This is a genomic window from Halodesulfovibrio marinisediminis DSM 17456, from assembly GCF_900129975.1.
Lineage (GTDB): Bacteria > Desulfobacterota > Desulfovibrionia > Desulfovibrionales > Desulfovibrionaceae > Halodesulfovibrio > Halodesulfovibrio marinisediminis.
Genome location: NZ_FSRG01000003.1, coordinates 729950 through 751916 on the forward strand (window position 1 = coordinate 729950; position 21967 = coordinate 751916).

At 43.5% G+C, this 21967-nt stretch carries 21 protein-coding genes and 1 tRNA gene; 13 read left to right on the top strand and 9 right to left on the bottom strand.

Translation table 11 applies throughout. The annotated features are described in order from the left end of the window. The first annotated feature begins 62 nt into the window (after positions 1–62). From BUR09_RS03545 to BUR09_RS03595, 11 genes are all read left to right on the top strand, one after another. The gene (locus BUR09_RS03545) at positions 63–965 is read left to right on the top strand and encodes an Mrp/NBP35 family ATP-binding protein (protein ID WP_074215555.1); all 903 of its coding nucleotides are present in this window, start codon (positions 63–65) and stop codon (positions 963–965) included. A gap of 213 nt (positions 966–1178) precedes the next feature. Beyond that, positions 1179–1733 (top strand): CDP-diacylglycerol--glycerol-3-phosphate 3-phosphatidyltransferase, encoded by a 555-nt coding sequence (gene pgsA / locus BUR09_RS03550; RefSeq protein ID WP_074215556.1) that lies wholly within the window; start codon positions 1179–1181, stop codon positions 1731–1733. Between the two features lie 64 nt (positions 1734–1797). Next, positions 1798–2070: a hypothetical protein gene (locus BUR09_RS03555; protein WP_074215557.1), complete on the top strand. Its 273-nt coding sequence runs from the start codon at positions 1798–1800 to the stop codon at positions 2068–2070. 2 nt (positions 2071–2072) lie between these two features. After that, the gene (locus tag BUR09_RS03560; protein WP_074215558.1) at positions 2073–2384 is read left to right on the top strand and encodes an FtsB family cell division protein; all 312 of its coding nucleotides are present in this window, start codon (positions 2073–2075) and stop codon (positions 2382–2384) included. Next, a complete protein-coding gene (locus BUR09_RS03565) occupies positions 2381–3292 on the top strand; it encodes a tetratricopeptide repeat protein (RefSeq protein ID WP_074215559.1) in 912 nt (303 codons plus the stop codon). Before BUR09_RS03560 ends, BUR09_RS03565 begins: the two co-directional genes overlap by 4 nt. Before the next feature lie 30 nt (positions 3293–3322). Then, positions 3323–4108 (top strand): hypothetical protein, encoded by a 786-nt coding sequence (locus BUR09_RS03570; protein ID WP_074215560.1) that lies wholly within the window; start codon positions 3323–3325, stop codon positions 4106–4108. 277 nt (positions 4109–4385) lie between these two features. After that, positions 4386–5408, top strand: a complete 1023-nt coding sequence (gene fbp, locus BUR09_RS03575; RefSeq protein WP_074215561.1) for a class 1 fructose-bisphosphatase — start codon at positions 4386–4388, stop codon at positions 5406–5408. 29 nt (positions 5409–5437) lie between these two features. Continuing rightward, positions 5438–6523, top strand: coding sequence for a tRNA (adenosine(37)-N6)-threonylcarbamoyltransferase complex transferase subunit TsaD (gene tsaD, locus BUR09_RS03580; protein ID WP_074215562.1), 1086 nt, complete (start codon positions 5438–5440; stop codon positions 6521–6523). Positions 6524–6688: 165 nt separating this feature from the next. After that, positions 6689–7012, top strand: a complete 324-nt coding sequence (trxA, locus tag BUR09_RS03585) for a thioredoxin (RefSeq protein WP_020001787.1) — start codon at positions 6689–6691, stop codon at positions 7010–7012. Then, entirely contained in the window at positions 7012–7935 is a 924-nt protein-coding gene (trxB, locus tag BUR09_RS03590) for a thioredoxin-disulfide reductase (protein ID WP_074215563.1), read from the top strand. Before trxA ends, trxB begins: the two co-directional genes overlap by 1 nt. Next, positions 7928–8659 carry an outer membrane protein assembly factor BamD gene (locus BUR09_RS03595; protein WP_074215564.1) on the top strand — a complete coding sequence of 244 codons (732 nt, stop codon included), beginning with the start codon at positions 7928–7930 and terminating at the stop codon, positions 8657–8659. Before trxB ends, BUR09_RS03595 begins: the two co-directional genes overlap by 8 nt. Before the next feature lie 153 nt (positions 8660–8812). Here BUR09_RS03595 and BUR09_RS03600 read toward each other — a convergent pair whose 3' ends face one another. Beyond that, complete coding sequence (locus BUR09_RS03600; protein WP_074215565.1) at positions 8813–9502, bottom strand: Crp/Fnr family transcriptional regulator; 690 nt, start codon at positions 9500–9502, stop codon at positions 8813–8815. 345 nt (positions 9503–9847) lie between these two features. Between BUR09_RS03600 and BUR09_RS03605 the strand changes: the two genes are divergently transcribed. Beyond that, positions 9848–11389, top strand: coding sequence for a tetrathionate reductase family octaheme c-type cytochrome (locus tag BUR09_RS03605; protein ID WP_407645266.1), 1542 nt, complete (start codon positions 9848–9850; stop codon positions 11387–11389). Positions 11390–11397: 8 nt separating this feature from the next. Beyond that, positions 11398–12006 (top strand): cytochrome b/b6 domain-containing protein, encoded by a 609-nt coding sequence (locus tag BUR09_RS03610; RefSeq protein ID WP_074215567.1) that lies wholly within the window; start codon positions 11398–11400, stop codon positions 12004–12006. A gap of 190 nt (positions 12007–12196) precedes the next feature. Here BUR09_RS03610 and BUR09_RS03615 read toward each other — a convergent pair. The 8 genes from BUR09_RS03615 to BUR09_RS03650 all read right to left on the bottom strand — a co-directional run bounded on the left by BUR09_RS03615 (position 12197) and on the right by BUR09_RS03650 (position 21967). Further along, positions 12197–12272 (bottom strand) — tRNA-Gln (locus BUR09_RS03615). 655 nt (positions 12273–12927) lie between these two features. Beyond that, positions 12928–13578: a LexA family transcriptional regulator gene (locus BUR09_RS03620; RefSeq protein ID WP_074215568.1), complete on the bottom strand. Its 651-nt coding sequence runs from the start codon at positions 13576–13578 to the stop codon at positions 12928–12930. A gap of 216 nt (positions 13579–13794) precedes the next feature. Continuing rightward, complete coding sequence (locus BUR09_RS03625) at positions 13795–14238, bottom strand: hypothetical protein (RefSeq protein ID WP_074215569.1); 444 nt, start codon at positions 14236–14238, stop codon at positions 13795–13797. Continuing rightward, positions 14225–16942, bottom strand: coding sequence for a DNA mismatch repair protein MutS (gene mutS, locus BUR09_RS03630; protein WP_074215570.1), 2718 nt, complete (start codon positions 16940–16942; stop codon positions 14225–14227). The genes BUR09_RS03625 and mutS overlap by 14 nt, the downstream gene beginning before the upstream one ends. Positions 16943–17084: 142 nt before the next feature. Then, entirely contained in the window at positions 17085–18182 is a 1098-nt protein-coding gene (locus BUR09_RS03635) for a tetratricopeptide repeat protein (RefSeq protein WP_074215571.1), read from the bottom strand. Between the two features lie 23 nt (positions 18183–18205). Beyond that, positions 18206–18580: a LapA family protein gene (locus BUR09_RS03640; protein ID WP_074215572.1), complete on the bottom strand. Its 375-nt coding sequence runs from the start codon at positions 18578–18580 to the stop codon at positions 18206–18208. A gap of 22 nt (positions 18581–18602) precedes the next feature. Further along, positions 18603–19088 (bottom strand): HIT family protein, encoded by a 486-nt coding sequence (locus BUR09_RS03645; RefSeq protein WP_074215573.1) that lies wholly within the window; start codon positions 19086–19088, stop codon positions 18603–18605. 206 nt (positions 19089–19294) lie between these two features. Then, a complete protein-coding gene (locus BUR09_RS03650; RefSeq protein ID WP_074215574.1) occupies positions 19295–21967 on the bottom strand; it encodes a CBS domain-containing protein in 2673 nt (890 codons plus the stop codon).

Sequence of the window (21967 nt, forward strand, 5' to 3'; positions counted from 1 at the left end):
TCGACAGCTTGACTGATCGGATGAACTGCTTATCTAGCCATTAAATATAAGGAGTTGCAAATATGTCTTCTTGCAGCGGTTGCTCCTCTTCCAAGGAATTTGCTCCAGGGAAAGAGATTAAAGCGAGCCCAAAAAAGAATATTCAAGATGAGATGATTAACTGTACGCTGGATAAGATCCGCCACAAGTTATTCATTATGAGCGGTAAAGGTGGAGTGGGTAAAAGCTCCGTTACCGTTAACACCGCAGCGGCACTTGCTGCTAAGGGGTTTAAAGTAGGTATTCTTGATGTTGATATCCATGGTCCAAGTATTCCTGGCCTTCTTGGTGTTAAGGATACTGGTCTGGAAGCTGATCGCGGTGGTTTACTGAACCCAGCGAAGGTTAACGACAATTTATATGTTGTTTCCATGGATTCCCTGTTGAAAGATAAGGACACTGCAGTGTTATGGCGTGGTCCTAAAAAAACAGCAGCAATCCGCCAGTTTGTTTCTGATGTGAACTGGGGTGAGCTTGATTTTCTGCTCATCGATTCCCCTCCGGGCACTGGTGATGAACACATGACGGTTCTGAAAACTATTCCGGATGCTACATCAGTTGTAGTTACTACTCCGCAGGAGGTTTCCCTTGCAGACGTGCGTAAGGCGGTTAACTTCCTTCAGTACGCAAAGGCTAGCGTTCTCGGTGTAGTAGAAAATATGAGTGGCCTTTCTTGTCCGCACTGTGGCGAGGAGATCGAGCTCTTTAAAAAGGGCGGCGGTAAAGAACTTGCTGAAAAATACGGCCTTGAATTCCTTGGTGGTATCCCGCTCGATCCTGCAACCGTAGTGGCTGCTGACAGAGGCATTCCGGTGGTAATGCTTGAAGAAGAAACTGCTGCAAAGCGTGCGTTCTTGAATCTTGCAGATAATATTGTGAAAGCGTTAGACTGTAGTCTTGAGTCTGTTTCTTCAGATAATTCTTAACGCTGACAGTTAAAGCACGGTACTCAGTTGTCGTAAAATAAAAACCATGACGGTTTTCGTCATGGTTTTTTTATGTAAAAGTCGAAAAAATACTTTAAATAACCTTAGATGGTATCAATATATTATAATTTGCTGTCGTAGCAGTCTTTGCACCTTGTATGAACTGTGGTACACAGCGTTATCTTGAATAAACCAGCTAGAGGTAGAGCACACATGTTTAATTTGGCGAACAAGATTACCATGTTCAGAGTGTTGTTGGTTCCTTTTGTGGTAGTACTTTTGTACTTCCCTAATAAGACAACATGTTTACTTGCATTTTTTCTTTTTTCCCTTGCTTCTTTTTCAGACCTGATAGACGGCTTTATTGCCCGTCGTGAAGGCATGGTGACAAGTTTTGGCAAATTCCTTGATCCGCTTGCGGACAAGCTTTTGATCTGTTCAGTACTTATCATGCTTGTAGAACTGGGATGGGCTCCAGCTTGGGTTGTTATTACAATTATTTGTCGAGAGCTTATTGTAACTGGGTTGCGAGCAATGGCTGCAGATGAAGGTATTGTTATTGCGGCGGATAAGTACGGGAAAATGAAAACCGTATTACAAATGCTTGCACTTTCACCTATGATCATTCACTACCCTTTGTTTGGGTATGATGTTGCCGTTATTGGTGAAATACTTCTTTACATTGCACTGGTCCTGACTGTATTTTCTGGCGGAAATTATCTTTTCGGTTTTTACAAAAACTGGTTGCAGCAGGACGAGCAACAATAGAAATTCTGCTGAGGTATTCGACAGAAGGTACGTCCCTTTTATGTTAGACTCGCAAGGATAATACATGAAAGAACTTGAAGAATTGAAAAGCAGGTTGCGCAATTGCCTGCATACAATTCTTGAGCTGGAACCTGATCTTGATGACATTGAGTTAAGTCATGATTTGCGGGATGAGTTTGGCATGTTAAAAATGCTAATCGAGCGAATCAATGAGATGGAGCTGGTTGAAGATGATGTTGCACGTATTGAAACTGCAACTGCTAACTTCTTGGAAGAGCTACAACTCCCAATGTCACATCTAAAGGTTACTGCTGAAAAGCGACGTTTTTTACAATAGCGATGTTAGTAAAACGAACTTTGCTGGCTTTATCAGTCTTGCTCAATCTTACATTGGTTGCTTATTTGTTAATGAGTGATAACGGATTGCGTAATTATCAGACTCTTAAAGCTGATACGTATGCTTTTACCCAACAGCAAGATATGCTTGACGAAAAAGCGTATATGCTGAGTCATGAAATACGCCTTTTGCAGAATGACTCTGATTACGTGGAAAAAATTATAAGAGCGCGTCTTGGGTTTGTTAAGAGCAGTGAAATATTATATATTTTTCCAGATAGCAAAATAAAGATTCCTGTTGGAGTACATGAATGATTCAAGCAAAGATCAAGTGGTATAAGGAAGTATTGGAACTCGATCCTGGTTCTAAGGTCTTCTTTCCTCTTGCGCGTCTTCTTGTAAAAGAGAGGGATCTTATTGAAGCTGTCTCTGTTCTCAAAGCAGGATTAGAGAGGCATCCTGAGCACTTTGAAGCTCGTTTGCTTTTGTTAAACTGTCTTGAGCGAGTTGAAGATTTTGACCAGATTAATACAGAGCTTGGCGCGCTTGGAGAAATTCTGAAGCGCTACCCGAAGTTTTGGAAAATCTGGGCAGACTTACTTGCTGCTGAACCAGGATCTCAAGATGCAGCTCTTGCAATGACATTTCTTGCTGCAGCATTTGAAGAAACACCTATCACTTGGCGTGATGTTATAGACAGAGGGCTTCAGGCTTGTCTGGAAGATAATACAGATACGTTTGTTGCGTCTCAGCTAGAACGGAAACAACAAGCTCCATCAGGTCGTGAACCGTTATCTGCCGATGATGTTATGCCATCGGTAGAAGAAATTGCGGAAACGGTTGCGTCTACTGTCTCGCCTCAAGATGTTTCTCAATTGAAAAGTTTAGCCGAACTAGAGGGTGAAATACCGCTTATACGTAAACAGGACCCTGTTTTTAGCGGAAGCATGGAAGGGGGGGAGTCAATTTCAGAACGCACGTTATCTATGGCGCAAATTCTTGCTGACCAAGGCGATCTGAAAGGTGCTCTCGAAATCTGTGATGAACTCACAGAGCAAGTAACAAGTAGGGAAGAGCTTGAGAATATTACTGAGCTTCGAGCAAAGATTCTGGCAGATAAAAAGAATTTTGTGCCGGAAGATACTGAAGTTGTTACAAGCAAGGACAGGATTGTTCATACGCTTGAAGCACTTGCAGAACGTTTAGAAGCCAGAGCCTCATGATTTTTTCCACGATCGTTTCAGGAGATAGCATTGCATTATTCATTGAGATGTAGTGTAGCTTTATGCGCGCTGCTGCTCTTATTAACTGGTTGCAAACAAAGCGTTAATAATACATGGCGTGAGACTAAAGGGTACTACAACACATATTTGAATACCCCTGCTGAACTTGATTTTGCTGAAGTAGATGCTAATGCAGCTGAAGAGAATCTGGCTGCTATGTATACCCCGATTGGAGAAGAGCTAGAAAAATTTGTTCGTGTAATTGATGCCAAAGATGTATTACCAGATCTCGCATGGATTGATGCAACTATGCAGCGTTTCCCATGGCTTTCTGGCATTGCAGTTGTAAATCTTGAAGGTAACGTGCTTATGCAGCGTCCTGCTGTAAGTATGAAGCCTCTTAATTTTGCTCCGCTGCTTGATGAAAATAAAGACTATGGATTCCGTAAGCTGCGCGGCTATGTTGACGAAACTCCGCTTGGTAATGAAGCATATGTTGCGATGCCTTTTTTTGTTGATAACGAAATGAAAGGGCTTGTAGTTGCACATTTTGATGCACGTAGCCTGGTTGAGCTTTGTCCGAATCCTGATAAGCTCATTGTGCTTGCTGGAGAAAAAGTATTGTGGAGTGGTAAGTACCAGTTTGAACGCACACCGTTTGCACAAATTAACTGGGAAAAAATGCTTGGTGAAGAAAGCTATGGTGCTTTTGAAGACAGCGGTAACTCCTATACATGGCTTGTGCGTTACGTCGGTAGTATTCCAATTGTCTTCGGCACTGCAGCCACTGTTCCGGTTGAAGAGCCTGCAAGCTAGTCGGTAACCTACTTAGTCTTTATGACTTTAAACAAACTGTTTGACTCTATAAGGTAATATGCATAGAGCAAACTTTCATCCTGCATAATAACAAGAAAGGGTACCTGCATTGATTTCATCAGTACAGGTACCCGTTTTGTGTCGGGAGAATAGTGAGTAACAAACTCAAAGCCCTACAGCTGAGTCATATTATATTTATCGGGTAATTGACAAATCCCAGTTCCATTGTAGTATGAATAAATTGATTTTTATTCATAGATAGTTAGGAGTAATTCCCATGCGCCAAGTAACCGTTACTGAACATTTATTATTGCATCAAACAGAGACTCCTGATGCTTCCGGTAAATTTACTGCACTTTTTTATGATCTCATTTTGGCTGCAAAAACAATATCTAAAACAATGAACAAAGCCGGTCTACTTGATATTTTGGGTGCGACTGGCGAAATTAATGTTCAGGGCGAACAGGTACAAAAATTAGATGCGTACGCTAACCGCGTTCTTATTCATCGTATGGAACGTACTGGGGTTCTGTGTGCAATTGCTTCAGAAGAAAATGCAGATTTTATCCGTATTCCTCAGCAGTTTAAGCAAGGTGAATATATTCTTATTTTTGACCCGCTTGATGGTTCTTCCAATGTTGATGTTAACGTAAATGTAGGTACTATTTTTTCAATTTTGCGTCGCAAGTCTCCTACAAATAATGACGTTACGTTGGCTGATATTTTACAAAGTGGTGTTGAGCAGGTTGCAGCTGGCTACTTCCTGTACGGGCCGTCAACTATGCTCGTGTACTCTACCGGTGACGGTGTGCATGGTTTTACTCTTGACCCGAGTGTTGGCGAATTTTTGCTTTCTCATCCAAACTTGCGTATCCCAGAGCAGGGTAAGGTATACTCTGTAAATGAAGGCTACTATAAGTACTGGGATGATGCGACCCGTGAAGCTATTGAGTATTTTAAAGGTGATAATAACCCGTTAGGTAAGCCTTATTCTGCGCGTTACATTGGGTCTCTTGTTGCAGACTTCCATAGAGGCCTCCTGAATGGCGGGATTTATATGTATCCTGCAGATTACAGGACCCCTGGGAAGCCAAAGGGTAAGCTGCGCTATTTGTGTGAAGCTTCTCCTCTTGCATATCTCGCAGAACAGGCTGGTGGTGCTGCAACAGATGGTACAACACGCATTCTTGACTTGCAGCCTGAAGAATTACATGAACGAGTTCCTCTTTTCATCGGTTCTAAGAACGATGTAGAAGCGGTAGCTACTATTTATAAAAAGAAAAGAAAGACAGCAGACTAGCTGTCATTGATGATCTGTGGAATATTTGTATGCTCACTTTAGGTATTGAATCCTCGTGTGACGAAACAGCGTTTGCGCTTGTTCGGGACGGGGAACTTATAGATAGTGTTATTTCAACACAAGTTGATATTCATGCACTGTTCGGCGGTGTAGTTCCTGAGATTGCTTCTCGAGAGCACTATCGACTTATCGGTTATCTATACGATTCCTTGCTTGCCAGGACAGGTATAGATACTGAACAGATTGATAATGTCGCAGTTTCTCGAGGTCCGGGATTACTTGGAAGCCTGCTCGTTGGGGTTGGTTTTGCAAAAGGACTTGTTGCCGGAACAAGTAAAAAGCTTATTGGTGTAAACCACCTGCATGCCCACCTTTTGGCTGCAGGGCTTGAACAGGATATTCAATTTCCGGTTCTCGGGCTGCTTGTATCTGGCGGGCATACTCAGATTTATCTTATTCGTTCTGCAGATGATTTTGTTGAACTTGGTAAAACGTTGGATGATGCAGCAGGTGAGGCTTTTGATAAGGTCGCAAAAATGTTGAATATGCCATATCCTGGTGGTAAGTATATTGACCAGTTAGGTAGGCTTGCTACACCGGATAAAAAGCGATTTACCAGACCGTACCTTGATAATAAAAATCTTAATTTTAGTTTCAGTGGGTTAAAGACTGCATTAAGTTTGTACATTGAAGCACATTCACACTTAAAGCTCCCAAGCCTTAATGACGTGGATGAGTTGTTTAATGGAACACGTGATGTGACTGAGCTTGCTGAGCTATGTGCATCTTTTAACTTTACTGTTGCAGATACGTTGCGTGTAAAGATGCAACGTGCAATCGATCAGCGCAAAGAACAGGGCGACTCTATAAACAGTATCATCGTTGCTGGGGGCGTTGCTGCTAATAGCGTGATTCGTGAGACAATGGCTGACTTGGCGAAAAGTAACAATGTTGCGTTGACGCTGCCGTCATTTAACTTGTGTACTGATAATGCGTCCATGGTAGCATATATGGGCGAACAGCTAATTTTGAAAGGATACTCTCACGGGTTAGATTTAGATGCCATTCCGCGTGGTAGAAAGATTCCGCAGGACTATCTGCATAGTTTGTGTTAGAAATTAAGGGGTGAGCAAGTAAAAACTGCCTCACGCTTGACACTGTCTTACAGGCTTACTATTTGTAGTTTTCAGTAAATATAACCTCCTGTAGATATTTGCTGAGTACTGAACGTAATGGCTAATCGGCCAACTTTTTAATATCTAGTAAAAAAGGAGCGAACAATGGCTGCTCAAGTAACAGATAGCAATTTTGAAGCTGAAATTCTCGAATCCAAGATTCCTGCGTTGGTGGATTTTTGGGCTCCTTGGTGTGGCCCATGCCGAGCTATGGGACCTGTAATCGACGAGCTTGCTGCTGAGTATGAAGGCCAGGTTCGTATCGTAAAAATGAATGTTGACGAAAACCCAGGTACTCCGAGCAAGTACGGTATCCGTGCTATTCCTACCATCATTCTTTTTAAAGATGGCGAAGTTCTCGAGCAGGTAACTGGCGCAGTTTCTAAAAGCAGCATTCAGGATATGATTACCAAGAAGGCTCTTGGCTAATGAAAAAATACGATTGCTTTGTAATCGGGGGCGGTCCGGCTGGAATGACGGCCGCCCTTTATCTTCTTAGGTCGGGGGTGACAGTGGCGATGGCTGAAAAGCTGACGCCGGGCGGACAAGTTCTGCAGACCGAGGAAGTTGAGAACTACCCGGGCTTTCCGAAAGGGATTAAAGGGTACGAACTCGCAGATGTTTTTGCAGAGCATCTCGAAGGGTACGAACTGGATCGTTATACTGAACCAGTTACTTCTCTTCAGCATGCACAGGGTGCTAACAAGCTGAAAGTGGGTGAGCATGAAATTATCGCTCGCTCAGTTATCATTTGCACTGGTGCACGTTATAAAAAGCTTGGTCTCCCTAATGAAGAATTTTTGACAGGCAAGGGCGTTTCATATTGCGCTTTGTGTGATGGTAACTTTTTTAGAAATCAAACAGTAGCTGTAGTCGGTGGTGGAAACTCTGCGTTAGAAGAGTCCCTCTATTTGGCTAAGTTGGTAAAAAAACTGTATCTCATCCATCGTCGGGAAGGCTTCCGCGCTGCAAAATATTATCAAGAAAAAGTGAAAGCCTCTCCTGTTATTGAAGTTGTTAAAAGCACCATTGTCAAAGAGCTGCATGGTGAGAACGGCTTGACCGGGGTACTCATTAAGAACTTGAAAACAGAAGAAGAGCAAGTGCTGCCAGTAGATGGCCTGTTTGTTTTTGTTGGTTATGAACCGAACAAAGAGTTGTTGCCTGATGGGTTGCAGACAGATGAAACAGGCTTCATTTTAACTGATGTTGAAATGCGTACAACTTTACCGGGGATTTTTGCTGCCGGTGATTGTAGAGCAAAACAATGTCGTCAGGTTACTACTGCGGTTGGTGATGGTGCAACTGCAGCAAACTCTGCCTTCCTTTACTTGGAACAACTCAATGCGTAGAACGCTGCTTCGTTTCTTAGTTATTCTTCCACTGTTAAGTGTTTTGTCCGGTTGCGGTATTATTGACTACTTCTACTTACCACCTCCTGAAGATACCGCTCAGGAGATTTTTGAAGCGGGTAACGATGCCATGCGTGATAAAAACTACGCAAAGGCAAAAGATTATTTCAACAAACTTAAAGATAAGTATCCGTTCAGTCCGTATGCTGTCGAATCCGAACTTTCTTTGGCAGATGCGTACTACCTTGATGGCGACTACCTGTTAGCTGTTGATGCATACAAGGAATTTGAGTCGCTGCACCCAAGACACAAAGCTATTCCGTATGTTCTTTTCCAGATTGGTAATGCTAACTTGGAAAGCTTTGTTTCTATTGACCGTCCTCAGGACAACGTTGCAGAAGGGTATGAATACCTTACTCGCTTAAAGGAATCATTCCCTGGAACCGAATATGCTGAAAAAGCTACTGCTTTGATGCAGCGTGCACGTAAGTTGATGGCTGCTCATGAAGTTTTTGTTGCAGACTTTTATTGGCGACGTGAGGACTATGGTTCTGCATACGAACGGTATAAGTATGTGATGCAGAACTTTAAAGATGTTCCAGATTATCAGGAGTACGTAAAAGAACGTGCTCGACTTTCCTACCTTAAAAAGACAGAGCAGGAAGCAGAAATACTTCGTGAACAGGATGAAGGTTCTTGGAAAGACTATTTTGATTGGCTGTAGCAATCAAAGTTAGACAGAAAATAAAAAAACTCCCGAGTAATAATGTTACTCGGGAGTTTTTTTTTATTTCGACTAATAGATATTTCTTGGGACTGTTATGATTTAGTTTTTCTTAACGTTTTTCAATTGTATCAAAGTGTTATTGTCTACTGTCTATAAGCCCATCTCTGCGCATTGTTCAAGGCGTTCTCTGTCGAGTATATGGACGTTGCGCCCTTCGATAGCAATCATTCCTTTATCGCTCATTCGCTTCAACGTTCTGGAAAGCGCTTCCGGTGTTGCTCCAATGACTTTTGCTAATTCTTTGTGAGACATGGGCAAACGTACATTCTGCTGATTTTCAGAAGAATCATTTTCTGATTCCAGCTTGGTTATAAATGTTGCAATACGTTGCGGTACTTCCTGCAATGAAAGGGTCCCTGCAAGCTCCATTGCATCTCGTAGGCGTTCAGACACCTTAAGAAGTATAGAGAATAAAAACGCATTGTCTTTTTCTGCAGCTGTAAAGAAAGCTTGTTTAGTAATTGAAACAACTCGGCATGTGGTAGGGGCGGCAGCTGTGACAGGGAATGGCTTCTTGCGAAATGTGGAACATAAGCAAAAGGGCTCTCCACTATTAAGAACAAAAAGAGTTTGTTCTTTCCCGTCAGGAGAGCTCTTATAAAGCTTCGCGGTTCCATCGAGCAGAATATACAAGCCAGAAGGAGACTCGCCTTCACCAATGATGATCTCTTTGGCTTGGTATGTCATTTCAATTGCACCGGTGAGCAGTATTGGGAATACCTCTGAAGGGACTTCTGCAAAGAGTGGCAGTTTCCTAAGAGCTTGTTCTAATGTTTCCATTTTTTCTGACCTTGATGTATGTCAATGTATCATAGTGTCATTTATTGCATATTCTAAGCATGCTTTAAAAGCACTATTGTGAGTTAAGAAGGAGTCTAGCTAAAACAAGTTACTTACTCAATGTGCTTTTGACTGTGTAAAAGGAGTTCTTCAAGTTTTTCTATGCTGCTGTGCCAGCGTTGGTTATGGGCATGGTACTAATTTTATCCTCCCATTGGTGAGCTGACGGAGGTTGATATGCTAACTAGGGGTAACACGTTTTTTTCGCGACTTTTCCTAGTATTAGTTTCAGGTTGTATGTTGTCTATTGGGTATTACAGTTTTTCGTTTGCCAACCAGTTAACAATGATTCCGGAGAAAACTTATGGTGCAGAGCAAGCGCGTAAGGTTTCGATGCCTGCAAAGCGGTGGGTTACGACTGATCATAGCCGTCATGCTGTGTTGCAGCAGGAATTTTTATCACCCGAAGACGTAACAAAGGCTTGTCTCACATGCCATAACGAGGCATCTCGCCAAATACATAAGACAATTCACTGGGCTTGGACAGACCCTGCGGACAGTGAGAAACTTATGGGTAAAAATGGGTTAACCCTCAATAACTTCTGTATTTCTATTCATTCCAACGAACCTCGATGTACTTCGTGCCATGCTGGATACGGCTGGAAGGACGGCAGCTTTGACCTTAGTAAAGAGGAATCCGTAGATTGTCTTGTTTGTCATGATACTACCGGAACCTACAAAAAATTTCCGACAAAGGCGGGGTACCCCGTAACCAAAACTACAAAGTTTGGTAAAAAAACATTTCAACCTCCAAACTATACTGTAATCGCCGCATCTGTCGGACGTCCGACCCGAGCTAACTGCGGTGCATGTCATTTCTTCGGCGGTGGCGGAGATGGCGTTAAGCACGGAGATCTTGATTCCTCACTATTCAATCCAAGTCGTGATCTTGATGTTCATATGAATGCAGAAGGTGCGAACTTTACTTGTCAACGCTGCCATAGCACAGATGCACACTTCATCGCAGGACGAACATATAAACAACCGGCTTTTACTGATCGTCGCAGCCTTCTAGAGGATGATTTGGTGAAACGTATTTCGTGTGAATCATGTCATACTGCAACGCCACATGCACTTGGCCATAAAGCAAATGATCATACAGACAAGGTTTCATGTCAGGCCTGTCATATTCCAGCGTATGCACGTGTGAAGCCGACTAAAATGTATTGGGACTGGTCAACTGCGGGGAAAAAGAAGGATGGCAAGCCATACAAAGTAATGGGACCTCATGACAAGGCATCTTATATGACGAAGAAGGGAAGTTTTGTCTGGGAAAAAAATGTTCAGCCTGAGTACTTCTGGTATAACGGCAAGATGGATTATTTGTTGGTTACAGATAAAATTGATCCAAATGAAGTTGTGAAAGTGAATTCGGTTGAGGGAGATATGAATGATCCAGACTCGCGTATCACTCCGTTTAAAGTTCACCGTGGGAAACAACCGTACGATGCTGGCAATATGACAATGGCTATCCCGCATTTGTTTGGTAAAGATAAGGGCGCATATTGGAAAGGATATGACTGGAACAAATCTTTGGAAGCAGGGATGGCAGCGGCAAATGTTCCATACAGCGGCGAATATGGCTTTGTAGGAACCGAATATCATTATCCAATTACACACATGGTTGCACCAAAAGAGAAAACACTTGCGTGTGACTCCTGTCATGCGAGAAACGGCCGACTTACAAAATTGGCCGGGTTCTACATGCCGGGACGAAATAGCAGTGGTGTGGTGGATTTCATTGGTTGGTTCGCAGTAATTGCCGCACTAATCGGTGTAGTTGTTCATGGTGTAATGCGCATAATTAGCAAGCCCAAAGAGCAATAGGAGTAGTTATGTCATCTACAAAATTATATTTGTACACACGCTTCGAACGTTTCTGGCATTGGGCACAAGCTACATTAATCATTATTCTGCTTGTAACCGGATTTGAAGTGCATGGAACGTTCACGTTATTTGGGTTTGGTTCTGCAGTAGAAATTCATAATTTTTGCGCGTGGACTTGGTTGGTCCTGTATGCTTTCATTGTGTTTTGGATAATTACTACTGGAGAGTGGCGGCATTATGTGCCGACCTTTGTTAAAATGTTCGAGGTAATTCAATATTACGTATCTGGAATTTTCAAAGGTGAGCCACACCCTGTTCCTAAGTCTGAAAGAGTAAAGCATAACCCGCTTCAACGCATTACGTATTTGGGCATTGTATCCGTGCTTGTGCCGTTTCAGATTATAACGGGCTTTATGTATTATCTGTACAACGATTGGCCGACATTCGGTTGGGCGTTTGATTTGTCTACGATAGCTATACTGCACACTGTTGGTGCCTTTGCAATGTTGGTCTTCTTTGTTGTTCATGTTTACATGACGACAACAGGACATCACCCGTTTTCACATATCAAGGCAATGGTTACCGGTTATGAAGAGCTAGAGGCAGAAAATAAATAATTAACCTTATTTTGAGGGGGGGACTATATTCCAACCCTCAACGGAATTATTCATTCAGCCCACTGGGCAAAAGGCAATTGGCTTGTCTTAGAGGCAACCTTGTTTATTCAGAACATTACAAAAACAAAAAAAAGCCGCCGGAAAACCGGCGGCTTTTTTTGTCTTGATCAGCTCAAGATAAATTGTTGTTTGGCTGGGACGGCAGGACTCGAACCCGCGAGTGTCGGGACCAAAACCCGATGCCTTACCAACTTGGCCACGTCCCAGCAGCAGCAACAAGAGCGTGTATAGTTATGTGTTCGATTTCCGTCAAGCGAAAATTTAATTTTTTTTATATTTGGCGTGAGTTAGTTAGCAGCCAAATAGTATGAAAAGGCACTATGTATATATTCGAACATCTAAATACTTGAAATGGTTGTTTTGTTTAAAATTTGCGTCCATCACTTACATTTTGCTTGAGTAACGTAACTTTTTCACTGATATTTCGCGCTGTTTGACTTGGATACTCATTTTTTTAGCGTAGCGCATCGATGTGCAGTGGTTTGTGGCAGTGAGGGCAGACGATATGCGGACTATTTTTTGTTGTATCAAGCAGGGTATAAGTCCAATGTCCAGAATGTTTCACGTAGTCAACCAACAGAGCAAAACCACAAGTGCAGAATCGTTTTTGCATAATCACCTCGTTGTTTATAAAAGTTAACATATGTCGTTAAACAAAAGCCAGTCGAACTGGCTTTAGAGTTGTGACAGCCTGCATGCTGTACGTGCTGGAAAGCGCATTCATATGAAGCGCTTTCTTTGCGTGGTAGCACTCATTTCCTCCTTCTATTTGATGGTTTTCAAAGGAAGAAACTATTCATCATGCAGGTGATATCACAATCTGAACAAATTTAATGAGCTATTATTAGGCTCGTTGGTAAGTTAGTAGTCTCGTGCTGACCAGACAACTCTGCCGATAACGCGGAAGGAAAGTAATTCGTCTCCCTGGACTGTGATTGGAGAGTAGGCAGGGTTATCACTTAACAGAGTTATCTTGTCATGTTCCGCCGCAACGCGTTTAACCATAATAGAATCATCAATTCCAACTGCATAAATAACGTCAGGACGAAGGGTTGTTTGTGACTGATCAACGAGTACTGTATCGCCTTGACAGATGAATGGTTCCATACTGTCACCGATGACATCCATAAGCACCATTGCTGAAGGTGTACCTTTCTGTGCTAACCAGGATTCTTTGAAGATATGTTCTTCAATGGGGGTTGCTTCAACTTCGAAAGAACCGTCACCAGCACAAAGGCGTGCAAGCACTTTTGGGACAGTGAATGTTGCAGTGCTCTCAAGCAGAGAAGGATCAATTTGCGCCTCCGGTCTTCCGGATCCGAATTCAAGCCAATCAACTGAGAGCTGAAAAGAGCGTGATAATGCAAGAACCCACTTTTGAGGTACGGAGTTTCTACGCTTAGCTTGAGTAATGGCAGATCGGTTTACTCCTAGAGCCTTAGCAAGATCGTGCTGGGTAGCTATTGAAGTTGCTTCTTGAACGCGTGTAAAAAAGGTATGGAAATCAATCATAGTTTTCTCGATGTCGTTTCGACATATAAATGGAATCACCACTTGGTGTGTGTTAACTTATATAAACAAGTGTTGTTTTATTCTCAATTAGAAAAAAGTACAACGTTCAAAAATGACAAAAGAAAATGCTCCTCTGTAGAAACAGAGGAGCATAAATTTTAGATATGGACGGAGGAGGAAAGGGAGAAGATACTTCTCAAATACCCCTCATAGTAGTTACGGCATTTCGATGAAATACTCTCCACGTGTGGAATCAGGCATGCCAAAGTACTTGCTCTTGGCTGTTACTTTCAGTCGGTACAGTGTTGAAATCTGAGTAGGACAGATTGTTGTATTAAACTTACCGTTGTTACTGATTAAACCAAGTTCGCTTGGTGTGAAGAGGAACTCTTCATCTGCCTTGAAAGGACAACCCGGGCAGTCAGCTTGCTCTCCAGCTTTTTGCACTTCAATGAGCAATCCGTCTACGTTTCTTATGTTGCCTGAAATGTCGCCAGAAACATTAATGCAAGGGTTTTGAACTGATGTCTCAATGGTTTTTAATTCAAAGAGGTCAGCAGAACTGGCTGGTTTCGGGTCACTTTTGAACCCGCAGCCTGCAGCTGTAATTAAGAGTACACAGGCAGCCATCATACATACAAGGCGCTTAGTTGGCGTCATTTCGTTCTCCCCACAAGAGTTTCCACTCTGTAAGTTGTTTTAATGCATCCATCGGAGTCATGTTGTCAGTATCAAGGTCTTTTAATGCGGTCACGAGAGGGTGATCGATTGGTTCAGTATTAACAGGTGGAGTTTTGGCTGCTTTGTTTTTTGGTGGAGCTTCCGGTATTCCTGGAAGCAGGCTCGCCATAGTCGCCGCAGCTTGCACTTGATTTGAATTTTGTGAATTACTTTCAAGTGATGTAAGAACCTCTTTTGCTCTTTTTACAACATTTGCAGGTACTCCTGCAAGGTTAGCAACTTCAATGCCGTAGCTTCTGTCAGAAGGGCCAGGTACCAGTCTGCGCAGGAAGACAATTTCTCCACCCCATTCCTTAATAGCGATGTTCATGTTGTGAACGCCTGCAATTTTACCCTCGAGTGCGGTTAACTCGTGATAGTGGGTCGCAAACAGGGTGCGGATTCCTTCAGACTTTCTACATAACTCTTCCACAACAGCCCAGGCTAGAGACAGTCCATCAAATGTTGAAGTGCCGCGTCCAATCTCGTCAAGAATGATCAGACTGCGTTTTGTAGCCTGACGCAAGATACGAGCGGTCTCCATCATTTCGACCATGAATGTTGATTGACCCTGCGCTAAGTTGTCAGAGGCTCCGACTCGGGAGAAAACTCTGTCAGCAATGCCAATAGTTGCTTCTCGAGCAGGTACGAATGACCCCATCTGGGCAAGTATACAAATGATTGCCATCTGTCGAAGTACTGTAGACTTACCAGCCATGTTCGGGCCGGTGATAAGGAGCAGCTTTCGTTTGTTGTCTACGCGCAGGTCGTTAGGAATAAAATTAGAACTTCCTTGAACTGCTTCTACAACAGGATGACGGCCATCTTTAATGGAAATATGTGTTTCGCTGTGTAGTGACGGGCGAGACCAGTTCCACTTGCGAGCTGCTTCAGCGAGGCTTTGCCAGTAGTCCAGTCCAGCCAGCACGTCAGCCATAAACAGCAGACGGGAGCGCGCTTCCGCCATGGTTTCACGCATTTTTTGGAACAGTTTGTACTCCAAGCTCTTGCGTTTGTCTGTCGCAGCAAGAAGCTTCTCTTCCAACTCTTTTAACTTCGGTGTTGAATAGCGTTCGGAGTTTGCAAGGGTTTGGCGTCGTACAAAGTAGTCCGGTACATTCGCGACAGACCCTTTAGGCACATCAAAGAAGTAACCAAATACCCGGTTGTACTTTAATTTCATTTTTTGAATGCCGGTTGCTTCCTGTTCTTCCTGAAGCAATTCTTCAAGCTTGGATTCCCCGTGTTCGCTTAATTCAATAAGTTCATTCAGTTCATTGTGGAATCCGTGTTTGAAGAGGCCGCCTTCGGTGATGAGTGGTGGCGGGTTGTCGACAAACGCTTTATCGAGCAATTCATAGTAGTCGGCAAGGTCGTCCCAGTGCTTCAGTAACTTAGTCAGCCAGTCTGGAAGAGTAAGTTTCTGCTCTTCATCCATTGTTGTGTACTGCTCTGCTTCAGAAGGCACTTTTTCCAGAATGCTCCGTACGGTTGGAAGAGCACTGATACTTTGACGCAGGGCAACAAAATCTTTTGGGGCAGCACGGTTAAGTTGAATGCGTGTACTGAGTCGCTCAAGGTCGTACACTAAGTCCAGCGCGGAGCGGATATCCTTGCGGAGAGCATCGTTGGTGAAAAAGTATTCAACAGCATTTTGTGTTTCGAGGATCGGAGTAAGGTCTCGCCATGGGTGTCGCATGCGTTCCGCAAGCAGTCGTCCCCCCATAGGTGTGAGGGTGTGATCCATAACCTGCCACAGGGTACCGAGACCTTTTCTGCCGTCCAGAGTTTTGAAAAGCTCAAGGTTGCGTTCAGTAATGTCATCTAAGATAAGATGCTTTGAGAGGTTCAGCGGTTTGAATCTGGAAAGGTGTGTGAGCTCTGCCTTCTGAGTTAGTTTCAAGTAGGTGAGAAGAGCTCCGCAAGCTCGTACTAATTCATTGCTTTTTTCTAATCCAAGGGCGCCGAGTTCAACAATATTTTGTGATTCTAAAATTTTTTCTGTGCTGCGTTTAAGATCAAAGAATGCTTTTGCCGGCTTTTTCAGAATAATTGTGTTTGTAAGAGCAAAAGATGGCGGTGGGGTAAGTTCTTCAGGGATAATGAGTTCTCTTGGGCTCATTTTTTGTGCCCATTGCCATAAGTCTGCTTGCTTCTTTAGCTGCATGCCAGACCAGTCACCTGTAGAGTAATCTACCCAAGCAAGGCCGCCGCTGTTGTTTTTTGTATCCCAGCAAAGCGCACCCAGAAAGTTATGCCCCTTGGCCACAAGGTTGACGTCTTCAACAACGGTACCCGGAGTCAGAATTCGCTTAACTTCACGTTTAACAAGCCCTTTTGCTTCGCGTGGGTCTTCAACTTGTTCACAAATGGCAACGTTATGACCTTTAGCGAGCAGTTTAGGGAGGTATGTCTCTACCGCATGGTAGGGAACACCACACATTGGAATACGAAATTCTGAATTAGAGCTACTTCTGCTGGTAAGTGTGATTTGAAGATCGCGCGCAGCAACTTCAGCATCTTCAAAGAAGAGTTCGTAAAAGTCTCCCATGCGGTAGAATAGAAGACATTGTGGATACTGGTCCTTGATCTGAAGGTACTGCTCCATCATAGGGGTCAGCTTAGTAGGGCGGTTTGCAGTCATTATATATTTCGGGTGTCAAATTGTTTTGCGTTACAAGTCGGTAAGATACCGGCTTGTTCCCTGTATGTATAAAGGTAAAAAATGGCGTTGCCCAGAGACAACGCCATTTTCTGAAACAAATTATAAATCGGCTTCCAGAATTTTAGTCCTGAAGATGAATTCTGAACGCCGCAGTATGCCAGTTTCGGCATTTTGGGCAGCTGTAGAATGTTTCAAGGCGTCTGATGCCGCAATGGCTGCATACGAAACGCTTAACATTTCCAATCTGGTTTACAAAGAATCCCAGCTGATTTTTGAATACAGGTGAAAGAGGCTGTTCATTCATAGCAAGTTCAAGCAATTCCAAACGGGCAGCCCAGAAGTTTGGGTTAAGCACCATAGTTTTAGCAAGCCATGCATTAGCCTCTTCAATGTTTCCATCATAAATATGGAAACGTGCACAATAGTATTGGATGATAATATCAGGTTCTTGCGTGTCGAGAACCTCTACGACCATCTTGCATAAGTTAGCTGCAAAGTCTTCGCCGCAGGATTCAGCATATTTCTCAAGAGACGTGTAAATATGCTCAAGCATTAAAAAGCGCATACTTGGAGTAATACTTGCCAGTCCGTCTTTAAGGATAGAGTGGCATTTGCGTTGTTCGCATTTTTGTGCAGCAAGTGCGAATGTTGCAATCCATGCTTCAACAGAGCCTTTGTAGATACGTAGTGCTTTGTTGAATGCTTTTTTAGCATCGCTTTCTTTGCCGAGTGAAAGAAGTTCTTCACCGTGGCGAACCATATAGTGGGACTGGCCAATTTTATGACCGAGTTTCCCATACAGCTTGGATGCATCGAGGAAGTTGCCTACCTCTGCATATAATACAGCAAGAGACTGGAGAATTTCTTCAGAGTCTCCGGCAATTTTTCGGGCGCGTTCAAAGGATTGAAGTGCTCTGTCCATGAAGCCGCCACGACGGTAATCGTGACCAAGTTCGAGAAAAGCTCGAACACGGAATTCCTCATCAAGACCGGGGCGTGCAATCAAGTTATTACGTAATTGCACGGCGCGTTCAATATCACCTTGAGCGCGGTAGAGGTTGCCAAGGGCAATATAGATCTCTACTGCATCGGGATCATTACGAACGGCTCGGGACAGTTCAGCAATAGTTTCCTTGGTATCTCGTTCACCATATGGTGCTTCAAGTGTAGCAAGAACAGTTTTTCGCTTACTAGGAATTAATCGACTCAACATGGACATTGGCTGCCCTCCGTAAGTTGCGCTTACGCCTCAGTAGCTTTTTCCGGGGTACCTTCAGATTCAGGCTCAATCTCAGGCAGATTTGCTTTTTCATCAAGAGGGTTAGTGCGAAGAGCGTTTACTTCTTTTTCAAGTTTTTTGATCTGCTTGCGTGCTTTACGGATTGCAGAACCGAGACGAACGCGTTCGAGCAGGAAGAAGAAGGTAACAGCAAAGGCGCCAAAAACAAAAGCACCCAAGATAAGGAAATAAATAGGGAGTGGAATAGTTTCCCAAGATTTGTACAGCAGATCAACTTTCAGGGTAATTGCTTGAGAAAGTTCTGCTGTGTTCTGCTGGAAGAAAACCATACAGAGGAAAAATACAACAACAAGCAAAAGAACCTTAATAAAACGCATAGACTACTCCTTATTACACGCCCTACGGCAGGGAATCAAATTTTGGTTTCAGTTTAGCATAGGTACTCTGAAGGTGTTCAGAGATAAGCCGAACATCAGAACATGTTGCCATGAATGAAGAATCACCTTCCCATCGTGGAACAATATGATAATGAAGGTGTTCACGAATTCCGGCACCTGCGGAAGTACCAAGATTGAGACCTATATTGATCCCAGAAGGGTTAAATGTTTCTCTAATAATGGTGGTGGATAGTTGCAGCAAGTCCATTAATTCATGCGTCACATCAGTAGTAAGCTTGGTAATGCAGTCTGTATGTTCATACGGCATTACCATGATGTGCCCCACGTTATATGGATATTTATTCATGATGATGAAGTTTTTTTTACCTCTGTAGAGGATGAGGCGTTCTTCATCTTCGTCAGTATGGTCAGGAATGCAAAATACGCATGTATCAGGTTTGGGGCCTAGAATATAGTCAATGCGCCAAGGCGCCCACATATGTTGCATGATATGTCCTAATGTCTTTCTGAATGAGTCTGTAAAAATTGTCCGGTTCCGTTGCGTATGGTCAGGTGCGCCGTACAATCCTATCATTATTATCCCTTGCCGATTTACACGGGATGCGCAGGAAGAGCAAGATTTAGGTTGCAAAAAGAGCATACAGATTCTTGTGTTCGCTGCATAGAATCATAGTTTTTTAGGCTAACTGTCTATTATTGCCTAGCTTTCAGCATGCGGTATGCAAAGTCAAGCTGTTCCTGTCTTGTCTTCACCTTTTCATCTAACTTAGCCCAAAGGGTTTTGCGCAGTACTTCTCCGAATATAGGACCAGGTGCAAAGCCAAGCAGCTGCAAATCAGCACCGGTAATGTCGAGTGTTGTGGTCCGCAGGTATGCAAGGAAATGCGAAATATTCTTTTTAATCGTTTCAGATTTTGTTCGTGCCATCATATATAATACTCCTTCAAGTGGAATGGACACAAGCAGGTTGTATAAATGGCTGTATGCGTCGGGGCGGACTTTCCCGAGAGTGTTAGCAACTGTTTTTACGGTTTCTCGTAATGACATGAAGTCATTATATTGCTTTGGCGTGAAGTGGAGCCGTTCAAGAACTTCTTCTACTTCTTCAGCTTTTGAAGCTGAAGTGAGACCAAGTAGGTAGATAACCCAAGGTTCAGGAGAAGGTTGGGTGTACAGCATTCGGTACCATTCTACGACTTTTTCTACCTCTTTAAGGATCTTACTTTTAGTTGGAGACAACGTGAGTGCAGGGTGAATAGCCTCAAGAGCACCAAATTCCTGCATTCTAGCGAGAGACTGATATGGACTTACTTCGTTGAAAATGGCCTGCAGTTCGTGAAGAACACGTGAGCCGCTCAGTTTGGTAACAAGTTTCAACTGTAATGCGTTCTTTATCAGTTTCGTAGTCTGTGGCCCAATGGTAAATTCAAAGCGAGTTTCAAATCTGATTGCGCGTAAAATACGTGTTGGGTCTTCCACAAAACTTAATGAGTGGAGGACGCGAATCAGTTTGTCGCGAATATCTTTTTGGGCGCCAAAGAAGTCGATGAGCTTACCGAATTTGTCATGGCTTAACTGGATAGCCAATGCGTTGATGGTAAAGTCCCTGCGATATAAGTCCATTTTGATAGAGGAGAGCTCTACCGTAGGAAGGGATGCAGGCTGTTCGTAGTATTCAAGACGGGCGGTAGCCACATCGAGCCGTTCTTCTTCTCCAGCAGCATTTGTATATATAATGATAGCAGTTTTGAATTTTGTGTGTTGCCGGACACGTCCACCGAGCCTATGCGCAAGTTTTTTGGCAAACGCAATTCCGTCACCTTCAACAACCAGATCCAGATCAAGGTTTTTACGCCCGAGTAGAAGGTCACGCACAAAGCCGCCAACTACATAAACAGCAACATTAAGTTTGTTGCCCAGTTCGCCAGCCATTGTCAGCAGTTCAAAGTGGTGCTTTGGTAAACGTTCTTTCAACAGTGGGAGTACGTTGCGTTCCTTTGTTTTGTCCGCGAAAAGTTTGTCCGGTACACGAGACGGTTCCTCGACTAACGTATTGATGAGGTCGGTTCGGGTAATAACTCCCATAAGACGGGTGTCCATAACAACCGGAACTAATCGTTGACGTTTTCCAACGATAATTTCCATTACAGGATAGAGGTCATCATCAGGTTCCACCGTCTCGAATTTTTTGTGCATATAGATGCTTGCGGGAGCATTACCCAGACCATGAGAGCATGCGCGGACAGCTGTCTGGTATTCAAGATAGCCGGAAACAACCTGATTTTCTTCGCTTTCCAGTAGCGGGATGGCCTTGAGGCCGAAACGATTCATGATGGATTCTGCTTTGCACATCGGTACAGTTTCATATTCGAAAATAGCAGGAGCCGTCATGTGTTCGCGAACGGTTTTTTCGTAATGGATGGAAGAATACAGCAGTCCGAAAAGTTCATCCTTTACTTCAGATAATGGTTTGTTTTTTACCGAGGCTGATGCGGCAAAGTTGTGACCACCACCGCCCAGAGACTGGCATATTTGACCAACGTTTACAGAATGTATTTTGCTTCTGGCAACAACTTGCACTCGATCACTCATGCGGCATAAGGCAAAGAGCACTTTTACTTCCTGCATGTCGATCATCTTATGAGCAAGTAAGGCAAAGTCTCGCACATAGTGAGAGACAGAAGTTTCAGCAATAACAACGGGGATACCGTTGATGTCATGTGTTGTTGCTGATTCTAATAGGCTGTTTAGAATAGAAATTTGCTCAACGGTGAGTTCGCGGGTTGTCAGTTCGGAAATCGTGTTGACATCCATGCCCATTTTTCTCAGCCATCCGGCTGCTTCAAAGTCATGCTCTGTTATGGAGTTGAAGGAGAAAGAGCCAGTGTCTTCATAGATGCCAAGTCCAAGCATTGTTGCTTCTTCTGGAGAAATTGAGAGTCCTTTTTCTTTGATCAGCAGAGAAATGATTGTGGTAGCTGAACCCCATGGTTTGACTACGGAGTACGTTGCCTGAAGGTCGTCTTCGGAGTCTGGATGGTGATCGTATAGGTGGATTTCCAGATCAGGGTTTTCAAGCGCAGGAGCGACGTGGTCAATACGGCTGCGTTGTCTTGTGTCAACGATTACAAGCGTTTTGACAGTGGAAAAGTCAATCTCTTTAGCATCCTTAAAATTAAAGAGATAGGTAGCGCTTTCAATAAAGAAGTTGCGTAAGTTTGCTTCCTGCGACCCTGGGAAAACGAGAACAGCATTGTCGTACAGCTTGCTTGCGGCTACAATTGCAGCAAGGCAATCAAAGTCCGCATTAGCGTGACCTGTAATAAGAACGGGAGCCGGAATAAGTGGCTTAGAATTAGAGTTCAC

Bases quoted from the DNA above. Each gene is read 5' to 3' on its own strand.
- BUR09_RS03545 (WP_074215555.1), top strand. From the start codon at position 63: ATGTCTTCTTGCAGCGGTTGCTCCTCTTCCAAGGAATTTGCTCCAGGG.
- pgsA (WP_074215556.1), top strand. From the start codon at position 1,179: ATGTTTAATTTGGCGAACAAGATTACCATGTTCAGAGTGTTGTTGGTT.
- BUR09_RS03555 (WP_074215557.1), top strand. From the start codon at position 1,798: ATGAAAGAACTTGAAGAATTGAAAAGCAGGTTGCGCAATTGCCTGCAT.
- BUR09_RS03560 (WP_074215558.1), top strand. From the start codon at position 2,073: ATGTTAGTAAAACGAACTTTGCTGGCTTTATCAGTCTTGCTCAATCTT.
- BUR09_RS03565 (WP_074215559.1), top strand. From the start codon at position 2,381: ATGATTCAAGCAAAGATCAAGTGGTATAAGGAAGTATTGGAACTCGAT.
- fbp (WP_074215561.1), top strand. From the start codon at position 4,386: ATGCGCCAAGTAACCGTTACTGAACATTTATTATTGCATCAAACAGAG.
- tsaD (WP_074215562.1), top strand. From the start codon at position 5,438: ATGCTCACTTTAGGTATTGAATCCTCGTGTGACGAAACAGCGTTTGCG.
- trxA (WP_020001787.1), top strand. From the start codon at position 6,689: ATGGCTGCTCAAGTAACAGATAGCAATTTTGAAGCTGAAATTCTCGAA.
- trxB (WP_074215563.1), top strand. From the start codon at position 7,012: ATGAAAAAATACGATTGCTTTGTAATCGGGGGCGGTCCGGCTGGAATG.
- BUR09_RS03595 (WP_074215564.1), top strand. From the start codon at position 7,928: ATGCGTAGAACGCTGCTTCGTTTCTTAGTTATTCTTCCACTGTTAAGT.
- BUR09_RS03600 (WP_074215565.1), bottom strand. From the start codon at position 9,502: ATGGAAACATTAGAACAAGCTCTTAGGAAACTGCCACTCTTTGCAGAA.
- BUR09_RS03605 (WP_407645266.1), top strand. From the start codon at position 9,848: ATGATTCCGGAGAAAACTTATGGTGCAGAGCAAGCGCGTAAGGTTTCG.
- BUR09_RS03610 (WP_074215567.1), top strand. From the start codon at position 11,398: ATGTCATCTACAAAATTATATTTGTACACACGCTTCGAACGTTTCTGG.
- BUR09_RS03620 (WP_074215568.1), bottom strand. From the start codon at position 13,578: ATGATTGATTTCCATACCTTTTTTACACGCGTTCAAGAAGCAACTTCA.
- BUR09_RS03625 (WP_074215569.1), bottom strand. From the start codon at position 14,238: ATGACGCCAACTAAGCGCCTTGTATGTATGATGGCTGCCTGTGTACTC.
- mutS (WP_074215570.1), bottom strand. From the start codon at position 16,942: ATGACTGCAAACCGCCCTACTAAGCTGACCCCTATGATGGAGCAGTAC.
- BUR09_RS03635 (WP_074215571.1), bottom strand. From the start codon at position 18,182: ATGTCCATGTTGAGTCGATTAATTCCTAGTAAGCGAAAAACTGTTCTT.
- BUR09_RS03640 (WP_074215572.1), bottom strand. From the start codon at position 18,580: ATGCGTTTTATTAAGGTTCTTTTGCTTGTTGTTGTATTTTTCCTCTGT.
- BUR09_RS03645 (WP_074215573.1), bottom strand. From the start codon at position 19,088: ATGCAACATATGTGGGCGCCTTGGCGCATTGACTATATTCTAGGCCCC.